Genomic DNA, 16,899 nt, shown 5'->3' on the forward strand with positions numbered 1-16,899 from the left:
CGCACCGGGCTTGCCGTGCCGGTCATGGAGGTGAGCGGCCGGCGCAGGATGATGACGCCCTGCATATAGTCGAAGGAATAGTCCTCGCCATAGGACAGGACGCGCCGCTCGGTGACGCGGCCGGTGATCTCGCGTCGCGCGAGCGCGGTGAAGATCTGCTCGAACTGGTCTGGGTGAAGGGCGTGGACGTCGTCTAGGATAGCGAGCGGCTTGACCGTCAGACGCTGTCCCATCCAAGGAATATCGATCTCCTGGATGCATTCGAATGGCTGATAGGGTTCAGTCGCTGCCTTTGGCAATTTGTCGATATCTGGCGGCAGCAAGCTCGCTCCGATAGAATAGATGGCGCGCTGCACTTCGAGCGCGCGGTCGCGAATGCCGACCGCGGTCAGCCCGCCAATCTGCTCGAGGTGCGCTTCCGATGCCTCCCGAGCGATGAAGCGGATCTCGTCGAGCCGCCGATGGTCGCCATTCGTAAGGCCTCGAAGCAGAGCGAGCATAGTGCGCGCCTGGACCAGCCACAGGGCGAGCTTCGTCTTGACGCTGTCCTCATAGGGCAACTCCCAAAAGTCGCGATACTCGGATTCCATAGGAATGCGGACAGCCGCGACCCCGGGCTTTCCGTCTTGCAGAAAACCCGCCCCGGCGAGGGCGATGGAGAGCTGCTTATTGGTGTCATTGGCTGGGTCGCGCAGGATCGTTTCGACGAGGCGAAACTCGGCCAGCATGGCTAGCATCGTTTTACCGCTTCCCGGCGCGCCGACGATGCGGATGGGCAGGTCGAAAATGTCGGCCTTGCGGGGATGCTCGGCCAAAAATGTGGTGAGCGGCGCCGGGCTCACGATCTCAAGGAAAGTGGTGTCGTCCCGGATGTATTCGGTGGCGCGACGGAGAAACGGATTTGCCATGGTCAGCCGTGCCTATCACGCCGACGAAACAAGGGCTGCATCGCATGACCATTTTCATTGGTCGTTTCCGCCCAGAGTAGCGGAACGCTGTTGTTTGGCGTGTTGTGCTCAAGGACAAGTGGTAAGGCGCAGTCAGCATAACCCATTTTGAAATCGGACTGCTCTGCTTCGCCTGCATGTTCGATCAGCCGCCGGTAGAGATCGTGATTATAATATTTTTCGCAAAGCGCGATGACGGCATCGTCACGGCCTGGACTGAGCTTGAGCGAGGCGGGCAACAAGGTACCTTGGGTCACATCTATTGACCCGAAGGTGCGGTCCGCCCATTCGAGATTGGCCAATTCGGTGCGTTGCAGGAGCGCCTCGCGCGCCTGGGTGGTCGAGACATAATGATGAATGTGCAGCGCGTAATTCTCGACGATCGGGAAGGTCTTGCCCTGTGCCTCAACCGCCTTGCGCGCCCCGATCAGCATGGCGTTGAACTTCTGCAGCTTGCCCTTCCACTCGCCATCCTTGAAGCGAATGAAGGTCGTACCTGAGGCTGTGAAATCGTCGATCAAGTAAACGTGCTCGAACTGCTCGTCGCCGGCATCGGCTTCCTTAATTTTCTTCGCGAGATCGAGCCATTTCTCTGTGCCTATATTCATCATCGGCACGACCTGTTCCTGGGTGATGCGGCCGCTATTTGCGCGACGCATTATGTCGATGCGGCTACCGTCGCTCATACCTATGAATAGAGAGCGTCGCCTAATCCGCTTGAAGGCTGCTACCCCATCCCTGCTGCCCCAAACTTCATGGGGTGGGATGCCAGCCTGCTTGGCTGCAAGGCGCCGTAAATGCGGGGTCACCGTTTCTGGGTAGAAGGCCTCGATCACGCGATAAAGTTCAGCATTGGAGATATAGACCAGCCGGTGCTTGATGAAATCATAGGCCGTCTGGCGGTCCTCGGCATCGAACTGTTTTAGCCAGATTGCCAAGTTTTCGATGAAGCGGGATCCCGCGCGGAAATCGCTGTAGCCGTCATACTTGGTCGAGGCCATAAGCCGCAGCCAAGAATACTCGCGGTTGCCACGCCATCGTCGGTCCAGTTCATGATTTGCGCAATAAGGCGCAGGCCGAGCAGATTCATCGGCACCACACCGTAACTTTTTTGAATATTGTCGTGTCCACGGATTCTCCCCCCTAGAAAAATTTGTAGCGAATTGCTCGTCGTCGGCAAAGCACCTGAATCGCGCTTTCAGTGGAATGATCCCTTACGCGCATCTGGCTTCGGCGCATGCGAAACGCCCGCCTGTGGCGAGCATTTGCCCGTTCGTCAGCGGTCTCACTTGCGTAATATGCGAAAACACGGTTCGGCTTCCGAGCATCGAAAGCTAAGCTCGGCATTTCGGAGTGGAAGAAAAGATCAATTAGACTATGCTACAAACGTTGGCTTCGCACACGATCCGCCAAAGCGGGCAGTCGGGAAATGTCCAGCCAATAGATGATGAATGAGCACGGCAGAGTGCTAGATGATCGTCTGCTTCTAGGATCGCGCGATGACGGGCTGAACGGCTGAGATGGGGCGCACAGCAGGTCCCAGCAGGCGACTATCGGAACACTTCACATTGCTTGCCCCACTCGACTGGAAACCCCCGCATGAGCGGCTGCAGCTGCAGCGTCTTTGGGTGCCTGCCGTCGAGGATCGCTTCGACCAGTTCGGGGGCCAGGAGGGTTAGGCGAAGCACGTGCGCCACATAGGACACGTTCATGCGTTCGGCCGCGGCAAGTTCGCTGATGGTGCCAAAGGTTCCTTCATCCAATAGATGCTTCCATCGGAATGCAAGGACCAGGGCCCGGCAAAGGGTCTTGTCGACCTGAGGACGTTGAGGCGCCCAGGGCTCCTCTCCCGCAGGCGCGAGCACCAGCTTGCGCCCTCCCCTTCGGCGCACGGCCAGCGGAATGCGGATGGTCATCGACTGGCTCTCGGTTTTCGCCTTCATGTCGTCGATCTTGCCACTTTCTGTGCAGGCGCTTCCTGCCGAAGCTCCGCGATCAGACTCGCCAGTCCTTCCGTCCTGAGCCGGATCGAGATGCCGTCGACATCCACATCGATCCGTTCGACCAGGAGTTGGACGATGCGCGCCTGCTCGGCAGGGAACAGCTCCTCCCAAAGCGGATCGAAGCAGATCAGAGCCTCCCTGACCTCTCCCTCCGAGAAACCGAGATCACCCGCCCTTGCAGCAGCCCAGGTCTGCACGATGATCTCAGGAGAGCGCAGGAGCAGCCTGAGCTGATTGACCACCGCCCTCTCGATCTCGCCTGCAGGGATCCGGCGGACAGGACATGTCTCGGGCCCGACCTTCACCACGCTGGTGGTGACATAGTTACGGTAGAGCCTGCCCTTCTTCCTCGTGTGCGTCGGGCTCATCGCACGCCCGTTCGGCGCGAAGAGAAGCCCCTTCAGGAGCGCCGGCGTCTGTGCCCGGCTACGCGCCGCACGCTGGCGCGGGTTCTTCGCCAGGGTTGAATGCACCTTGTCCCAGAGATCGCGCGCGACGATCGGTTCGTGCTCGCCGGGATAGGCTGTCCCCTTATGCACCACCTCGCCGATATAGACGCGATTGTTGAGGAGCTTATAGAGGAAGTTGCGATCGACCAACCTTCCCGAGCGGGTGGTCACACCCTCCTTGTGGAGCCTGCGGGCTAGATGCGTGGCTGACCCGCATTGGAGGAAGCGCTCGAAGATCATGCGGATCTTCGCCGCTTCTTCGTCTTCGATGACGAGCTTCCTGTTCTCGACCCTGTAGCCAAGGGGAACATAGCCGCCCATCCACATGCCCTTCCTCCGTGAGGCGGCGAACTTGTCGCGGATGCGCTCGCCGATCACCTCACGCTCGAACTGGGCAAAAGACAGGAGGATGTTGAGCGTCAGCCTCCCCATCGACGTGGTGGTGTTGAAGCTCTGGGTGACGGAGACGAAGGTGACCTCGTTTCCGTCGAAGATTTCCACCAGTTTGGAGAAGTCGGCTAGCGCGCGCGAGAGGCGGTCGATCTGTAGACGACCACCACATCGACCAGCCCCGCCTCCACATCGCGCAGGAGACGCTTCAGCGCCGGCCGTTCCAGCGAGGCGCCCGAGAAGCCGCCATCGTCATAGCGGTCCGGCACCAGAACCCATCCTTCTGCCCGCTGGCTCGCCACATAGGCCTCGCAGGCCTCCCGCTGGGCATCCAGCGAGTTGAACTCCATGGCAAGGCCCTCTTCGGAGGATTTGCGCGTGTAGACGGCGCAGCGCAGCTTGTGCAGGGTCTGCGTGCTTTGAGGCGCGTGCATGTTCATCCCCGCCTCCCCTGCTGCGTCTTCAGGCCAAAGAAGACGAGGCCGTTCCAGCGCGTGCCGGTGATCGCGCGGGCGACCGCCGAGAGCGATCGGTAGGGTCGGCCCTCATATTCGAAGCCGTCCGTCAGCACCGTGACGGTATGCTCCACGCCCTGCCAATCCCGGATCAGCCTGGTGCCAGCGATCGGCCTGTTGTCGATCCGCTTCCCGCGCCCGCGGCCGCGCGTGTCCATCTCCTCCGCAAGTGCGGCAAGCCGCTTCCGCGTCTCAGGCCTGAGGCCACCATAGGCCAGCTCCTGGATGCGGTAGATCAGTCGGCTCTCCAGATACTTGCGATTGTGACGCGGAGGCTCCGCAGCAAAGAGCTCACGCCACATCGCCTTGAGGCCCTCCATCTCCATGCTCCTGATCTCGGCGATCCGCGCGAGTACATGCGGGTCGTCATAGCGTCGGCTGTGTGGTTCTGAGCGATTTGTCATGCTGTCCCTCCACTGCGGTGGGACCGATACACGCTCTCTTCCGCGAGGGAGTGAAGCGAACTTTTCGCCTCGGCAGCAGATACTTTGCTTGACGGTCGCGACCTCAGCCGAACCAGTCCGGCAGCCAGAATGGAAGCCACCTCGGACAGACGCTCTTGTGCAGAGAGCTGGTCCACCGCGACCGGGTTCGGGCCGAGGGATTGTCTGAGGAGCGAGTTTACAGGGGTAACTTGCATGGCAGGAGCTTGTCCAACTCCAAGCCTCCTGAACAGGCCGCCAAGCCGACGCAGAGCGCGCCCGCGACATCAAACTTGCGCACGCGGACAGGAACGCGAGGCTGACGGAATAGGCGTCAGCTTACGATTTCAGACCTCATCTTCAGAAACGACTCGACTCTTCACGCCTTGAGAACATAATAAGAACATCGTAGGCAAGTCTTGTCCATGGCGTACCATGTCGGAGCTCAGTGTCAGTTATCCTTGTGACGCCGTAACTCTCGCGCCCAAGCGGTTGCGGACCTCTCGAGTGGCGGCTGTTGCAAGCTCGATGCGAGAGCAACTGGGACTCTCAACCTGCCGGCTCGACGTGGAGCTTCTCCAGTTGGTCTCGCGCGTAAGACGGCTTCTGGTGAATGGGATGCTGCTGAGCATCCGTTGGAACCTGGACGAGACTGTGAAGGACTGCTCCGGCCAGCCCGTCTATGGCTCCTGTAGACTAGTCGCGCCTGGTGCCCTCCTCATCAGCCTTAATGTGCAGATCGTTGGTGACGTGCCCATCGCCCGCAGCACGGCCGCACACGAACTCGGACATGCAGTGTTCGATGCACCGGCCTGGTTCAGCGGCGCAGCGCAACCGACGCCGGCCGCACCGCGCCGGGTGTTCGGGGCGCCGGAGCGTTATCGCCGGGAGGCATCGGACTGGAGCGAATGGCGGGCCAACGAGTTCATGGGAAGCTTTCTGGCCCCCCGCCGGCTGCTCCATGGGGAACTGTTGAGGCTTGCGCCGGCATGTGGCGTTCCTCTGGTCAAGGGCAGGTTCTCCAATGAACCTCCTGTCGCTGCAAACTGCCCCGAACTGCCCTTGCTGTTCGACGCATTGGGCGATGCGTTCGGTCTCACCCCCTCGTTCATATCGGTGCGCCTGGCCAAGTACGACCTGATTGCGCTGTCCCGACCGAGGGAGGGTTGAGCATGGGCCTCCCTCCCCGCTCCGTCTACACCTTGGACGAGATCGCCCAGGCCTGGGGCGCCACTATAGGAGAGCTGCTGGGGCTGGCAGTTGACGGCAAGCTGACGATCTCTGTGCTTCTGTTCGGGTCGAGAGTGGATTCGTGGCACGGCCACCAGGATCCGCTGCCGGCAGGGCGGAGACAAGCTCATGGTCCGCATGGCGTGTTCGAGAAGGATCTCTGGGCGATCAACAGCCGGGGCGCGGTATATCTGCGCAGGTTCAGGACTGAGGATGGCTTCGTCGAGGTGCTCGAGGACGATCTCGGGATCGAGGTGACCAAATCGGAACTGGTGGTGACCGCCGAGGAGCGCAGGCGGTTCGAACAGGAGCACGACATTGTGCCGAACGTCGGCGTCGAGCCGGACGATCTGTGCTTCACCCATAGCCCGGATTATTCCGAGATCAGCCTTGCCGGACGAGCCTATCGCCTGAGCCCGAAGCGGCGTGCCGTTGTGCAGCTTCTTCATGAAGCGTGGCTGGCTGGAAGACCATGGATGCGCGACGAGGTGCTTCTGTCGCAGGCCGGCTCCGCATCGAGCCGCATGGTCGACCTGTTTGCCCCGCTCGAGGGATGGCGCAACATCCTGCGCTGCGACCACCGTGGCAGGTGGAGGCTGAACATTCCCGACCGTCAGAGCGCATCGGGCATTCAGCGCACTTTCCGGCGACCGAAGCTCTACCTCGTTCGATAATCGCTGCAGCGCATCCATCGGCGCTGTCCAAGATTGTCAGCCGGGTGCACTTACCTGTGGAAAAGGCAAAATTCCTGAGTTTCCCACGTGGGAGCGATTCTCCCACGACGGCAATGCGCAGCCAAGGCACTGCGCAACTTCCGCGACAGCCGGGCCATCACCGGCATTCCCACCTTCGAGCCAGATCTCCCACCTTTTCCCACCTTTGCTCCGACCCCTCTCCCACCGACAAGGCTTAAGAGATCTGCTTTCGTGTTCGGCGTGACCAAACGTTTTGGAGATGCCGAATGACGGACCACTTCTACACCCCCAAGGACCTGGCAAAGCGCTGGGGCATGTCGACCAGAACTCTCGACCGCTGGAGGCGGATTGGACAGGGTCCACGATACCTGAAGATCGGCTGGCTGGTCTTCTACCGCAAGACGGACGTGGCGGAGTATGAGGAGCAGCAGACTCGGGACCCGGAACAGCTGGGGACCGACACATGAACCTGCAGACCTTGGCTCGAGTGCTCGGCGGTCAGGTAAGTGGGCCCTCCCGGATTCACGTTCCGGGGCCGGGACACACGCCCCGGGACCGGTCCCTTTCAGTTCAACTCGATCCTTCGGCGCCGGACGGCTTTTGGGTGCACAGTTTCGCTGGCGACGATTGGCGGCTCTGTCGCGAGCATGTCCGTCGGACCATCGGCCTACCACCCTGGGGATCGCTACCATCAGTCCGGCGTCACCCGCGTCGCAGTCCTGCACCGTCAGTTGAGGACCGAATTGGCTTGGCCCGCCGGCTGTGGGAGACGGCCGTTCCGATCACCTCCACGCCGGCAGCCATCTACCTGCTGTGGCGCGGCGTGGGCCTGCCAGCGGAGGTGCTCCAGGGGACGGTGCTGAGGTATCACAGTGCTTGTCCCTTCCGACTCGAGAATGGTTCGACCGTCAAACTCCCCGCGATGCTAGGCGCTATCGTGGACATCCGGACGAACGAGTTCTGCGGTATCCACCGCACCGCATTGAAGCCGGACGGCAGCGGCAAGGCCGACTACCCTGGGCTCGGCAGCCCGAAGAGGATGCTGGGCAACGTAAGCGGCGCCTGCATCAAGCTCTCCGCGGACGATGAAGTGACGTTCGGGTTGCATGTTGCCGAAGGCATCGAGACGGCACTTTCCTGCAAGGTGATGGGCTTCCGCCCAATTTGGGCAGCGCTTTCGGCTGGCGGCATAGCACGTTTCCCGGTCCTTTCCGGAATCGAGACGGTCACCATCATGGCCGACAACGACGCAAGTGGGACCGGGCTTTCCGCTGCTCGCGATTGCGCACGGCGCTGGGTGGCAGCGGGACGTGAGGCGATCGTGCTGGCTCGGAGCGAAGCAGGACGTGACTGGGCCGATCCGATCGGGAGGGGTGGGTGAACTCCTGGTATACCCCGGAACAGATGCTGGCCGAGATCGGAGCTGTTGTCGAGCGCTACCGGCCTGGCGAGGCCGTCCCGTCCGCTCCACCACCATTACCGTTGGAGACCGTGAGCGCCTCGATCTTTGCATCTCAGGCAACGCCACGACGCAGCTTCCTCGATGGTGCAGCACTCTTTCCCTGCCGGAACGTAACCATGCTGTCCGGCGACGGCGGCACCGGAAAGAGCCTGCTTGCCCTGCAGCTGGCGGCAGCGGTCGTCACGGGATCGAAATGGCTCGGCATCGATGTCGAGACCGGGCCGGTTGTCTACCTCTCCGCCGAGGACGATCTCGATGAGATGCATATCCGCCTGAAGGACATCTGCGCCGCCGAGAACCTTTCCATCGGCAGAATGAAGACCCTGGAACTTGCGGTGCTGGCCGGCAGGGATGCAGTTCTGGGAACCGAAGCGCAGAAGGGTGGCAAGGTCGAGATGACGCCGCTGTTCGATCGGCTCCGGCTCAAGCTGGCGCGTTCCCGCCCGCGTCTGCTCGTGCTCGACAACCTTGCAGACGTCTTTGCCGGCAACGAGAACGTGCGGCCGCTGGCCCGCCAGTTCGTCAGCGCGCTGCGAGGACAGGCGATAGAGTTCGACTGCGTCGTGCTGCTACTCTCCCATCCATCGCTGTCGGGCATCAACAGTGGCTCCGGCATGAGCGGCAACACGGCATGGAACAACTCCGTGCGATCGAGGCTCTACCTGCTGCGCGAGAAGGAAAAGGACGGAGCGGAACTCGACCCCGACAATCGGCTCCTGCAGACCATGAAGTCGAACTACGGCCCGAGCGGCGGACAGGTTCCGCTGCGCTGGCAAGCTGGACGCTTCATTCGAACGGACGCCCCTGCAGCACCCGGGCAGAACAGAGGCTTCTTAAAGGCGGCCTGGATCGAGGCGAAGTTCCTCGATCTGCTGCGCTGGCACGCCGACAAAGGCTTGCGTCTCTCCCCGATGAAGGGGCCGAACTATGCGCCGGCCGTGTTTGCAAGGCACCCTCGGGCCGAAGGGGTCACGAGCCGCCAATTTGATCGCGCCATGAACGTGCTGCTCGAGACGGCACGCATAGAGGTAGAGACCACCGGCCCGCCGTCGAAGCTCCGGCAACTGTTACGCGCCACACCCGCCCCCCATGATGAGGATGGACGCGATTGAGCGCTTCATTTGCTCGTCTGTGCCCACGCCTGACAGCACCTGGTCCATCCGAACTACTTCCAACCGGCTTCCAACTGGGTGTTCCAACCACATTCCAACCGCTTCCAACCCAGCAATTCTGCGGTTCCAACTGGGTGTGTTCCAACCCATATCTAAAGATATGGCCGCCGCAGGCGCGGCCAATCCCGATATTCGGCCGAAGGCCCCGATCCTGCAGAATGCCCGCAAGGCTTCAGAAGGTGGTTCTGAGTCGCCCGCAATCCAGTTGCCGATTCGAACATCGATCGTAGCGCTGCCCCGGGCGGGTATCGGAAGTTGCCTGAAGGCGGCGCCTTGGAGCGATGGCGCCATGGTCCGCCAGATAGCGCACGACCCCGCCCCGCACCAATGGGAGCTGGCTGTTGGGGTTTCTGTATCATCCCGGTTAGCCGCGGACTCCTGCGGGCTGTTGAGCAGAGATGTCGGAATCCGTCGTGCTATCAAAGGTTTAGAAGATCTGATAAATTGCCAGCATGAACATGCGCGCACCCCTGCCTGACCCGGGGGCGTGGTAAATTGGGAAAGCTGTGATGACGATGCACGACAGCCCGCTCAAGGTGACCTACAGGCCTGTCGACGTCCTGATCCCCTATGCGCGCAACGCCCGCACGCATTCGGATGCGCAGGTGGCGCAGATTGCCGCCTCGATCCGCGAGTTCGGCTGGACCAACCCGATTCTGGTGGATGGGGAGAACGGCGTCATCGCCGGTCACGGGCGGCTGCTCGCGGCCAGAAAGCTAGGGCAGTCCCAAGTGCCTGTCATCGAGCTTGACGGCCTCTCGGAGGCGCAAAAGCGCGCCTACATTCTCGCCGACAACAAGCTTGCCCTGACTGCCGGCTGGGATCAGGAACTGCTGGCACTGGAGTTCACCGACCTCGACAGCCTTGGAGTTGATCTGTCGCTCACCGGCTTTGCTGACGAGGAGATCGCTTCGCTTCTGAGCACAGGCACGCAAGGTTTGACCGATCCCGACGACGTGCCCGCTGTTCCCGAGCAGCCAGTCACGCAGCCAGGCGACCTTTGGCTCCTGGGTGATCACAGGCTCCTCTGCGGCGACAGCACGCGCAAGGAGGATGTCGATCGCGTCCTGAATGGCGTAAAGCCTCACCTGCTCACCTCGGATCCGCCGTATGGCGTGAGCTATGATCCGACCTGGCGCGAGCGCTTCAGCAAGAACGGCGACATTGCCCGTGGCAAGGTGCTCAACGATGATCGTGCTGACTGGCGTGAGGCATGGCTCCTCTTCCCGGGCGATGTCGCCTATGTGTGGCACGGCGCCCTTCACGCCGGCACAGTAGCCGAAAGCTTGGAGGCCTCCGGCTTCGTCATCCGCTCCCAGATCATCTGGGACAAGACGCGTCTGGTGATCGGGCGCGGAGATTACCACTGGCAGCACGAACCGGCGTGGTACGCGGTCAGGAAAGGCCGTAAAGGCCACTGGTCCGGCGATCGCAGGCAGACCACGATCTGGCAGATTCCCCATCGCAAGAACGAGACCGGCCACGCCACGGAGAAGCCGGTCGAATGCATGAAGCGGCCGATCGAGAACAATTCCTCGCCGGGCCAGGCGGTTTATGATCCGTTCTGCGGGTCAGGAACCACCATCATCGCCGCTGAGATGACCGCGCGCTGCTGCCAGGCCGTCGAACTGAACCCGGCCCATGTTGATGTAGCTGTCATGCGGTGGGAAGCGTTCACAGGAGAAAAGGCCACTCTGGATGGTGCTGATGGCAGCTTCGCCGAGGTGAAGGCTGAACGGACCGGGCAAAGCGTATGACCCGGGGGGCATCATGAAGTCCGCAGCCTTTCCAACGGAGACCGGTGGCGTCCCTTATCTTTCACATCCGCGAATATCCGAAGGGGGTCACCTTCATGGTCATCTGCACACGATCGGCACAATTCAGCCATTCCTGGCCTGGCGGGACCTACAGATCGGGCCTGTTCCAGTCGACCAACTCTGAAGGCCAAGGGGCAGGATGATGCGAGGACGCAAGCCGGTGCCAACGGCACTGAAAGTGGTGATGGGCAATCCCGGCAAGCGGCGCCTCAACCACCTCGAGCCAAATCCGCAGCCGGTCATCCCGACCTGCCCGGCACACTACAGGCCACCGCAAAGGCCGAATGGAAACGCCTTGCCCGCCAGTTGCATCAGCTGGGCGCTCTCACCGAACTCGACCGCGCGGTGCTCGCCGCCTACTGCCAGGCCTATGGCCGCTGGGTGGAGGCCGAGCGTAAGCTCAAGGAGACCCCCACCCTGCTGAAGACACCAGCCGGCTATGTGCAGCCCTCGCCATGGCTCGCAATCTCCAACAAGAGCGTGGATCTCATGCACAAGTTTGCCGCCGAACTCGGCCTCTCACCCGCATCACGCAGCCGCGTCACGACAAGGCCACTCGGCCCGAAGCCTTGGGAGTTTGCCTCCAATGACACTGATGACGAATTCTTCTCCTGACACGTACCAGAAGCTCGCAATGTGCTCGCCAGGTTGGGAGACCTGTTTCGTCACGCCAAAAGAACCTATCCGGTAGAGGTACAGCGGCTCGCGGCAGATGTGGTCAAGGCAAAGGGCCTCACATCACGGGCTGCGGATGATGCCTTCACCAGCTTCCTCTCAGATAACCCGGCAGACATTTCCTGGGCGGCCAAAGCGTAACGAGCGCCGGCGCCAGCAGGAGGCCAAGAAGCGGAAGCAGATACAGCCGGCCTAGCACAAGCCTGCTCGTATGACTTAGCGGCTGTGCTGGATTTGGAGGCCCGAGGCAACTGACATTGACCGCGGGTCATCCCTCTGTGGCCTCGCGCCCGCCCGGGGGTGGAAACCGCGACGCATCGGAGAAGGAAATGGTGACGGTCACCCCGGCGTCGCCTTGGATATCGAGCTCGCCCCCAATCTGCTTCACGAGAGACCTAATTAGCCCGTAACCGAGTGACCCTTCCCGAAAGTTAGCCATGCCGACGCCGTTGTCGCGAACGACAATCTCGACGCGGCCGGGACCGCTCCGCTTAGCTTGGACCAATATCATGCCCGAGCGGTTGTCGGGAAAGGCGTATTTGACAGCGTTGGTGATGAGCTCGGTCAGAACGATGCCGATCGGGAAGGCTGCATCGGCATCGATCAGGATGTCCTCCTCAGTCCGTGCCCTGAGCGAAATGCGTCCATCTCCGCCTGCGAGGGACTTCAAGGCTTCGCAGAGTTCGGCCACATATGTCGCCACATCGACACGCTGCGCATGTTCGGAGCGGCTAAGCATGTCGTGCACCCGGGCCATAGCGTTCAGGCGCTCAGCTGACTCTTCGAAAAGCGCCCTTACTGCCTGGTCCGTCTGCCGTCGGCCCTGCAACTGTAGCAGGGCCGCCCCCACGGATAGGCTGTTCTTGGCCCGATGATTGACCTCGATCAGAAGCATCTCGCGTTCGGCATCGGCCTGATGGAGCGCTGCGTTTGCAGCCTCCAGCGTTCGAGTGCGTTCCTCCACCCGCCGCTCCATGTCTGTGGCGAGCGTTCGGAGCGCTTGCTCAGCCTCATGGCGGCGGGTGATGTCGAGATAGGATAGAAAATGATTGGTTACGCGGCCCTGCCCGTCGTCCAGCGGAGTTGCAAAGAGCATGGCCCGGAACGGCGAGCCGTCCTTGCGATACTGCAGGATCTCAAGGGTAGCGTCGCGACCCTCCTGCATGGCGGTCTCATAAGCAGCAATGGCCTCGGGATCGGTTTCCGAGCCATTCATGAAATGAGGATTCTGACCGAGCAACTCCTCAAACGTGTATCCGGATAGTTCGACGAACGCCGGATTAACAAAGGTGATCGGATTGTCGGGGAGCGTAGCGTCGGTGACCATCATCGGCATCCGCGTCACGCGAACCGCCTCAACGAACACGCCTCCGCGTTGCCTCACATTTTCGAGGTCGCGCTCGGAAGCGGTGCGGGCGGGCGTGCCTTCCAACTCCTCCTGAAACTCGTTCATATGCAAACACCTCTTCTTGCTGGCGGCCTAAGGAGTCGCCGTCCCGCCGGTCACGTGACCAACGGCAGCCTCGGGCTGCTCAAAAGACCAGCAAGGCCACGGCTGCGACAGCGGCGATAAGAGAAACCGCCAGCAGAAAATCTTCTGCACGCGCTCGCATTCATTGCCTCCAACGGCGTACCGTCCCGCGTGAGGAATAGATCGGGAATACCGTCGAAATAAGGCCCGGGGTCGGGGATTAGTCGGCAACAAGGAATGCGATCGCGAACACACCAAGTAATATTGCGAGCAGTAATGCGCCGTCTTCGTGGCCTCTAGGTGACATAGGGACATAGGTCTCCGACCAAAGACCCAAGTGATCAAAAGAACGGTAGTTCCAATTTCAGCTAATTCTGCCGGTGTGGAGAAGTGGTCTATCTCGCCTGCCTCATAAGCAGGAGATCGCGGTTCGAATCCCGCCACCGCAACCAGATCAGGACCGAGTAGCGATGGCGAGTACAACCGCAATGATCAGCAAAAGCGGCCCCATCCATTTGAATTGGCGGATGAGGTGCGTCTGCCATGCCGGTCGTCCCGGGTTGGTCGGAACCGAGAGAAAGCCAAATCCCACGCCGGTCATCCATAGGCCGACGCAGAGCATAATGAACTCGTCAATATAATCGGCGATCACGATATTTCCTCACTCCCTGCTATCAAGGCAGGAGACCACACATGGCGCTGACCGACAAGATGGAAGCGTGCGGTCCAGCCGTGCCTGACCGCCTGAAACAGCGCGACTAGCCGCAACTTGCGCGTATGAGATTACCCTGGGCATCGGTTTCGAGGTTGAGACGCGCTTCGCTGTAGTTCTCGATGACTGCCTGACCAGGCGCGATCACCCGAACTTCCCCTTTGGATTGGACCGGTGCGCCGCCGACCCGAACATCCTCAGCGGTACTGCCACTAACGGGCAAGCCCATCTTGCCTTGGAGAGCGGCGGCGCCGCAATCCGGAGGAGTTGGCAGGTGTGCGGTAGGAGGCGGCAACGGGCTGCTGCATGCTGCCAACACGAGTGTTCCGGCAACTGACACTACAGGAAAACACAGGCGTGGTGGCATGGCGATTCTCCTCAGGGCGAAATGGCCGGCATGCTTCCACCTAAGCAGGAGCAAGGCAAGCGCCCAGGTCGAGAAGGCGGGCGCCGCTATCAACCTGAAACAATCCAAGCCCACTGTTGTTGGTTGTTCATGACCGTGATGGACGACCTGCACGCCTCGGAGATCAACTTCCGCGTCATCAGCTTCTATGACGGCGGCTTCGCTGCATCCATCGGCGGAGATGAGATCGAAGGGTACCAGGCAAACGAGAAGGGGCTTGCTGACTGGGCCGCAGTCGAGGCCTGGTTGATCTACCGCGCTCTTGAGCTCTATCCCCAGAGCGAGTCGCGAAGAAGTATTGGTCGCACCGGACCGCGAGAGACGCAACGCCCTGAAAAGAACTTGCGCAGCGGCAGGTTGGAACCAAAGGCCTTCTCACTAGCCCCGTGAGCGCGTTGGAAGCAAGCCCGATGCAGAGAGTGCTCCCGCCACAACCAGCATCGCCCCTACCATAGTGCCAGTCGTTACGACACCGGCACCGAACAGCGCCAACAGCAGGAGCGCTACCAGCGGCGTCAGGTAGGCGATGCTGGAGACAAGCGCGGTGTGGCCGGTTCGAGTTGCCCGATCCCAAAGCGTATTGGACAGCGTGAGGGGTGCCAACCCGATACCGGCTATGGCGAGCATCTGTACGGGCGCCAGGGTCGAAGGCGCTTCTATCATCAGGTGCGTGCTTAACGAGAGCAGGGCGATCAACCCCATGGACGGGCCAATCACATCGTGCGTCTCCCGTCCGCCCGAGCGGACGGCTGAGTAGACAGCGAATGCCAAGCCGCTACCGAAGGCAAGGAGTGCACCAGTCGGGTCGAACCCTCGTTCAAACGTCGGTGCAATGGCAAGGACCGCCCCCAAGAAGCTCAGCGCGAAACCAAACCAGCGGACGGCTTGCAGCCGCTCGCGGCGGATTCGAGCCATGATTACGACCAGCATGATTGGCCAAAGGTAGGCGATCACGTTGGCCTCCGCCGGACCGATCCGGGGCATGGCGAGAAGGTAGAGGATGTTGTTGGTTAGGAGCCCAACCGTCACGATCGCCAAAGTTCTTGGTCGGGTAGACACGAACGCGCGGACTTCTCCGCGAGCCGTGGCACGAGCAAGTGACACGGCAAAGCCAACGGCAGCCGCAAGTCCAAACACGAGAAACGGCGGAGCAGGGGCAGCCAAACCAGCGAGGGTGGGCCAAGTTGCCCACAGCAGCACTGCTCCCAAAGAAAGCGCAGCGGCCCGCATCCGAGGCCCCAGGGCCGGCAGGGCTTCCGCAAGGAAACCAATGCGATAGGAAGCGATAGCTTCCATTCTGGCCCTCCCTTCTTGAGCTAGAGCTCTTGGTCCGCCTCGCTGCCGATCATTCCATCGTGGGGCGTTATTCGCAATGGCCAAGCTCTTGAGGTCGAAGACACGCCTCCCCGGTCTCGCCTCTCGCCTCGGCTATGCCCCAGGAGACGAAAGGCGGGGGATAAGAGCCATGCCGCAATGACATGAACAGAAGTGGGGCCGGAGCCCTCACTCGGCGCAGCTATGATCTTTCGAATTCTCACCGCGCCCATCGCGCGGTCGGAGGAACCCGCAGTGAAGGCATGCTGCGAAGGCTGGGATGAAAGGAGAAAGTCGGGGTGAGGCGACCTAGAGCTGATCGACGCCGAGCGCTACGAAAAGCGCAGAAGCGATGACGGCTCGTGGATGGTTTATAACACCTTCACGGGCGAGCCGGCGCAAAGTGTCGGCGGCGGCCCTTATTGGGCTGAATGAGGAGGAAGCCGACGAGTTGTTGAGCTTGATCGATGAAGGCATGATCGAGCTGGAGCCAAGGCCAGATAGCCGTTGACAACAACCGGCAACTGAATCGACTGGGGGTTAGTGGATGAGGAAAATCTATGACCCAAGACGAGCCCGCGATCAGGGAATTTGAAGCGCACAAGGGCAAAAAGTGGGAGGACGCCACGGATGAGGAGAAGAAGGACTGGCTGGCTGCGTTAGCTGAGCTCGCCCAAATCATAAATGCGCCGTGGCCGGAGCTGAAGCAGAATCGGGGCGGCGATGCAGTATCGTGAAGCGCTAACCGCCTGCTCTTGATCCGCCCGTACTCTCTACATACCTTTTTCGTGGACCTGGTCGCGGCCAGAAGCTAGGTTCTCTGCACCCTCTGGTGTCTTCGCCACATAAGCTAGGTCGGGCTACAGCCCGCGCGTCAGCCCCCATCTGACCGGGCCGTATTCCTTTGAAAGACGCAAACAACCCCGCCGGCATCCGAAGAGGCCAGCGGGGTCGGAGGGGTGACTGAAAGGCGACCGGGAAAGGTCTTCCTCCTAACCGTGAATCGGCCGAAAGGTTTCGCGTCGGTGGAAGCGTGTGACGCGTCGCGGAGGCTGGCAAATGCGTTGACGCAGGGCGGTCTGATCATTAGCTTTGTCGCGTCTAAAACAGGTTAGGTTCGGGAAGGTTGGCCCGGCCCCCGCTTGGCGGGTCCTTCCGTCACTAAAGGTGACGGCCCAAGACTATCAAGGCGTACGCATGGTGCGGCCGCCGATAGGAA

The 16,899-nt window shown here is 61.1% G+C and carries 17 protein-coding genes, 1 tRNA gene and 2 pseudogenes; 10 read left to right on the forward strand and 10 right to left on the reverse strand.

Annotation, left to right across the window (positions count from 1 at the left end; all coding sequences use genetic code 11):
• The 6 genes and pseudogenes from RIN79_RS01455 to RIN79_RS01480 form a co-directional block, all read right to left on the reverse strand.
• Positions 1–908, reverse strand: a pseudogene (locus RIN79_RS01455) (hypothetical protein); the annotation flags it as partial.
• Positions 909–910: 2 nt separating this feature from the next.
• Entirely contained in the window at positions 911–1,948 is a 1,038-nt protein-coding gene (locus RIN79_RS01460; RefSeq protein ID WP_309082839.1) for a hypothetical protein, read from the reverse strand.
• A gap of 549 nt (positions 1,949–2,497) precedes the next feature.
• On the reverse strand, positions 2,498–2,863 hold the full coding sequence (locus tag RIN79_RS01465) for a hypothetical protein (RefSeq protein WP_309082840.1): 366 nt from the start codon (positions 2,861–2,863) through the stop codon (positions 2,498–2,500).
• Positions 2,864–2,886: 23 nt separating this feature from the next.
• Positions 2,887–3,726 carry a recombinase family protein gene (locus RIN79_RS01470; protein WP_375165859.1) on the reverse strand — a complete coding sequence of 280 codons (840 nt, stop codon included), beginning with the start codon at positions 3,724–3,726 and terminating at the stop codon, positions 2,887–2,889.
• A 54-nt stretch (positions 3,727–3,780) separates the two neighbouring features.
• Positions 3,781–4,229: pseudogene (locus RIN79_RS01475) on the reverse strand (recombinase family protein); the annotation flags it as partial.
• Positions 4,226–4,708: a DUF2924 domain-containing protein gene (locus RIN79_RS01480; RefSeq protein ID WP_309082843.1), complete on the reverse strand. Its 483-nt coding sequence runs from the start codon at positions 4,706–4,708 to the stop codon at positions 4,226–4,228. The gene RIN79_RS01480 and the pseudogene RIN79_RS01475, both read right to left, overlap by 4 nt.
• 636 nt (positions 4,709–5,344) lie before the next feature.
• On the opposite strand from RIN79_RS01480, the gene RIN79_RS01485 reads away from it, so the two are divergent.
• The 7 genes from RIN79_RS01485 (at position 5,345) to RIN79_RS01515 (ending at position 11,717) form a co-directional block, all read left to right on the forward strand.
• Entirely contained in the window at positions 5,345–5,896 is a 552-nt protein-coding gene (locus tag RIN79_RS01485; protein WP_309082844.1) for a hypothetical protein, read from the forward strand.
• Positions 5,897–5,898: 2 nt separating this feature from the next.
• Entirely contained in the window at positions 5,899–6,630 is a 732-nt protein-coding gene (locus tag RIN79_RS01490; RefSeq protein ID WP_309082845.1) for a hypothetical protein, read from the forward strand.
• 287 nt (positions 6,631–6,917) lie between these two features.
• Entirely contained in the window at positions 6,918–7,118 is a 201-nt protein-coding gene (locus tag RIN79_RS01495) for a helix-turn-helix domain-containing protein (RefSeq protein ID WP_309082846.1), read from the forward strand.
• A 281-nt stretch (positions 7,119–7,399) separates the two neighbouring features.
• Entirely contained in the window at positions 7,400–8,032 is a 633-nt protein-coding gene (locus RIN79_RS01500; RefSeq protein ID WP_309082847.1) for a toprim domain-containing protein, read from the forward strand.
• Positions 8,029–9,225, forward strand: coding sequence for an AAA family ATPase (locus tag RIN79_RS01505; protein ID WP_309082848.1), 1,197 nt, complete (start codon positions 8,029–8,031; stop codon positions 9,223–9,225). Before RIN79_RS01500 ends, RIN79_RS01505 begins: the two co-directional genes overlap by 4 nt.
• A 569-nt stretch (positions 9,226–9,794) precedes the next feature.
• Positions 9,795–11,042 (forward strand): DNA methyltransferase, encoded by a 1,248-nt coding sequence (locus tag RIN79_RS01510; protein WP_309082849.1) that lies wholly within the window; start codon positions 9,795–9,797, stop codon positions 11,040–11,042.
• Between the two features lie 309 nt (positions 11,043–11,351).
• A complete protein-coding gene (locus tag RIN79_RS01515) occupies positions 11,352–11,717 on the forward strand; it encodes a phage terminase small subunit P27 family (RefSeq protein ID WP_309083082.1) in 366 nt (121 codons plus the stop codon).
• A 328-nt stretch (positions 11,718–12,045) separates the two neighbouring features.
• Here the strand turns inward: RIN79_RS01515 and RIN79_RS01520 are convergent, their stop codons facing one another.
• Positions 12,046–13,107, reverse strand: coding sequence for a histidine kinase dimerization/phosphoacceptor domain -containing protein (locus RIN79_RS01520; protein WP_309082850.1), 1,062 nt, complete (start codon positions 13,105–13,107; stop codon positions 12,046–12,048).
• A 516-nt stretch (positions 13,108–13,623) separates the two neighbouring features.
• Here RIN79_RS01520 and RIN79_RS01525 point away from each other — a divergent pair.
• Positions 13,624–13,700: transfer RNA gene (locus tag RIN79_RS01525), tRNA-Met, on the forward strand.
• Positions 13,701–13,702: 2 nt separating this feature from the next.
• Here the strand turns inward: RIN79_RS01525 and RIN79_RS01530 are convergent.
• On the reverse strand, positions 13,703–13,900 hold the full coding sequence (locus tag RIN79_RS01530; protein ID WP_309082851.1) for a hypothetical protein: 198 nt from the start codon (positions 13,898–13,900) through the stop codon (positions 13,703–13,705).
• A 106-nt stretch (positions 13,901–14,006) separates the two neighbouring features.
• A complete protein-coding gene (locus RIN79_RS21525) occupies positions 14,007–14,327 on the reverse strand; it encodes an I78 family peptidase inhibitor (protein ID WP_375165853.1) in 321 nt (106 codons plus the stop codon).
• 21 nt (positions 14,328–14,348) lie between these two features.
• On the opposite strand from RIN79_RS21525, the gene RIN79_RS01535 reads away from it, so the two are divergent.
• Positions 14,349–14,756, forward strand: a complete 408-nt coding sequence (locus RIN79_RS01535; RefSeq protein ID WP_309082852.1) for a hypothetical protein — start codon at positions 14,349–14,351, stop codon at positions 14,754–14,756.
• On the opposite strand, the gene RIN79_RS01540 is transcribed toward RIN79_RS01535, so the two are convergent.
• The gene (locus tag RIN79_RS01540; RefSeq protein WP_309082853.1) at positions 14,745–15,662 is read right to left on the reverse strand and encodes a DMT family transporter; all 918 of its coding nucleotides are present in this window, start codon (positions 15,660–15,662) and stop codon (positions 14,745–14,747) included. The genes RIN79_RS01535 and RIN79_RS01540 overlap by 12 nt on opposite strands.
• 578 nt (positions 15,663–16,240) lie before the next feature.
• On the opposite strand from RIN79_RS01540, the gene RIN79_RS01545 reads away from it, so the two are divergent.
• The gene (locus tag RIN79_RS01545) at positions 16,241–16,417 is read left to right on the forward strand and encodes a hypothetical protein (RefSeq protein ID WP_309082854.1); all 177 of its coding nucleotides are present in this window, start codon (positions 16,241–16,243) and stop codon (positions 16,415–16,417) included.
• Positions 16,418–16,899 lie beyond the last annotated feature (482 nt).

Origin of the sequence: Chelativorans sp. (genome assembly GCF_031180965.1) — a bacterium.
In the GTDB taxonomy this organism is placed as follows: Bacteria; Pseudomonadota; Alphaproteobacteria; order Rhizobiales; family Rhizobiaceae; genus Chelativorans.

Bases quoted from the DNA above. Each gene is read 5' to 3' on its own strand.
- RIN79_RS01490 (WP_309082845.1), top strand. From the start codon at position 5,899: ATGGGCCTCCCTCCCCGCTCCGTCTACACCTTGGACGAGATCGCCCAG.
- RIN79_RS01485 (WP_309082844.1), top strand. From the start codon at position 5,345: ATGCTGCTGAGCATCCGTTGGAACCTGGACGAGACTGTGAAGGACTGC.
- RIN79_RS01460 (WP_309082839.1), bottom strand. From the start codon at position 1,948: ATGGCCTCGACCAAGTATGACGGCTACAGCGATTTCCGCGCGGGATCC.
- RIN79_RS01540 (WP_309082853.1), bottom strand. From the start codon at position 15,662: ATGGAAGCTATCGCTTCCTATCGCATTGGTTTCCTTGCGGAAGCCCTG.
- RIN79_RS01545 (WP_309082854.1), top strand. From the start codon at position 16,241: ATGACCCAAGACGAGCCCGCGATCAGGGAATTTGAAGCGCACAAGGGC.
- RIN79_RS01495 (WP_309082846.1), top strand. From the start codon at position 6,918: ATGACGGACCACTTCTACACCCCCAAGGACCTGGCAAAGCGCTGGGGC.
- RIN79_RS01520 (WP_309082850.1), bottom strand. From the start codon at position 13,107: ATGATGGTCACCGACGCTACGCTCCCCGACAATCCGATCACCTTTGTT.
- RIN79_RS01470 (WP_375165859.1), bottom strand. From the start codon at position 3,726: ATGTGGATGGGCGGCTATGTTCCCCTTGGCTACAGGGTCGAGAACAGG.
- RIN79_RS01480 (WP_309082843.1), bottom strand. From the start codon at position 4,708: ATGACAAATCGCTCAGAACCACACAGCCGACGCTATGACGACCCGCAT.
- RIN79_RS21525 (WP_375165853.1), bottom strand. From the start codon at position 14,327: ATGCCACCACGCCTGTGTTTTCCTGTAGTGTCAGTTGCCGGAACACTC.
- RIN79_RS01465 (WP_309082840.1), bottom strand. From the start codon at position 2,863: ATGACCATCCGCATTCCGCTGGCCGTGCGCCGAAGGGGAGGGCGCAAG.
- RIN79_RS01535 (WP_309082852.1), top strand. From the start codon at position 14,349: ATGGCCGGCATGCTTCCACCTAAGCAGGAGCAAGGCAAGCGCCCAGGT.
- RIN79_RS01510 (WP_309082849.1), top strand. From the start codon at position 9,795: ATGACGATGCACGACAGCCCGCTCAAGGTGACCTACAGGCCTGTCGAC.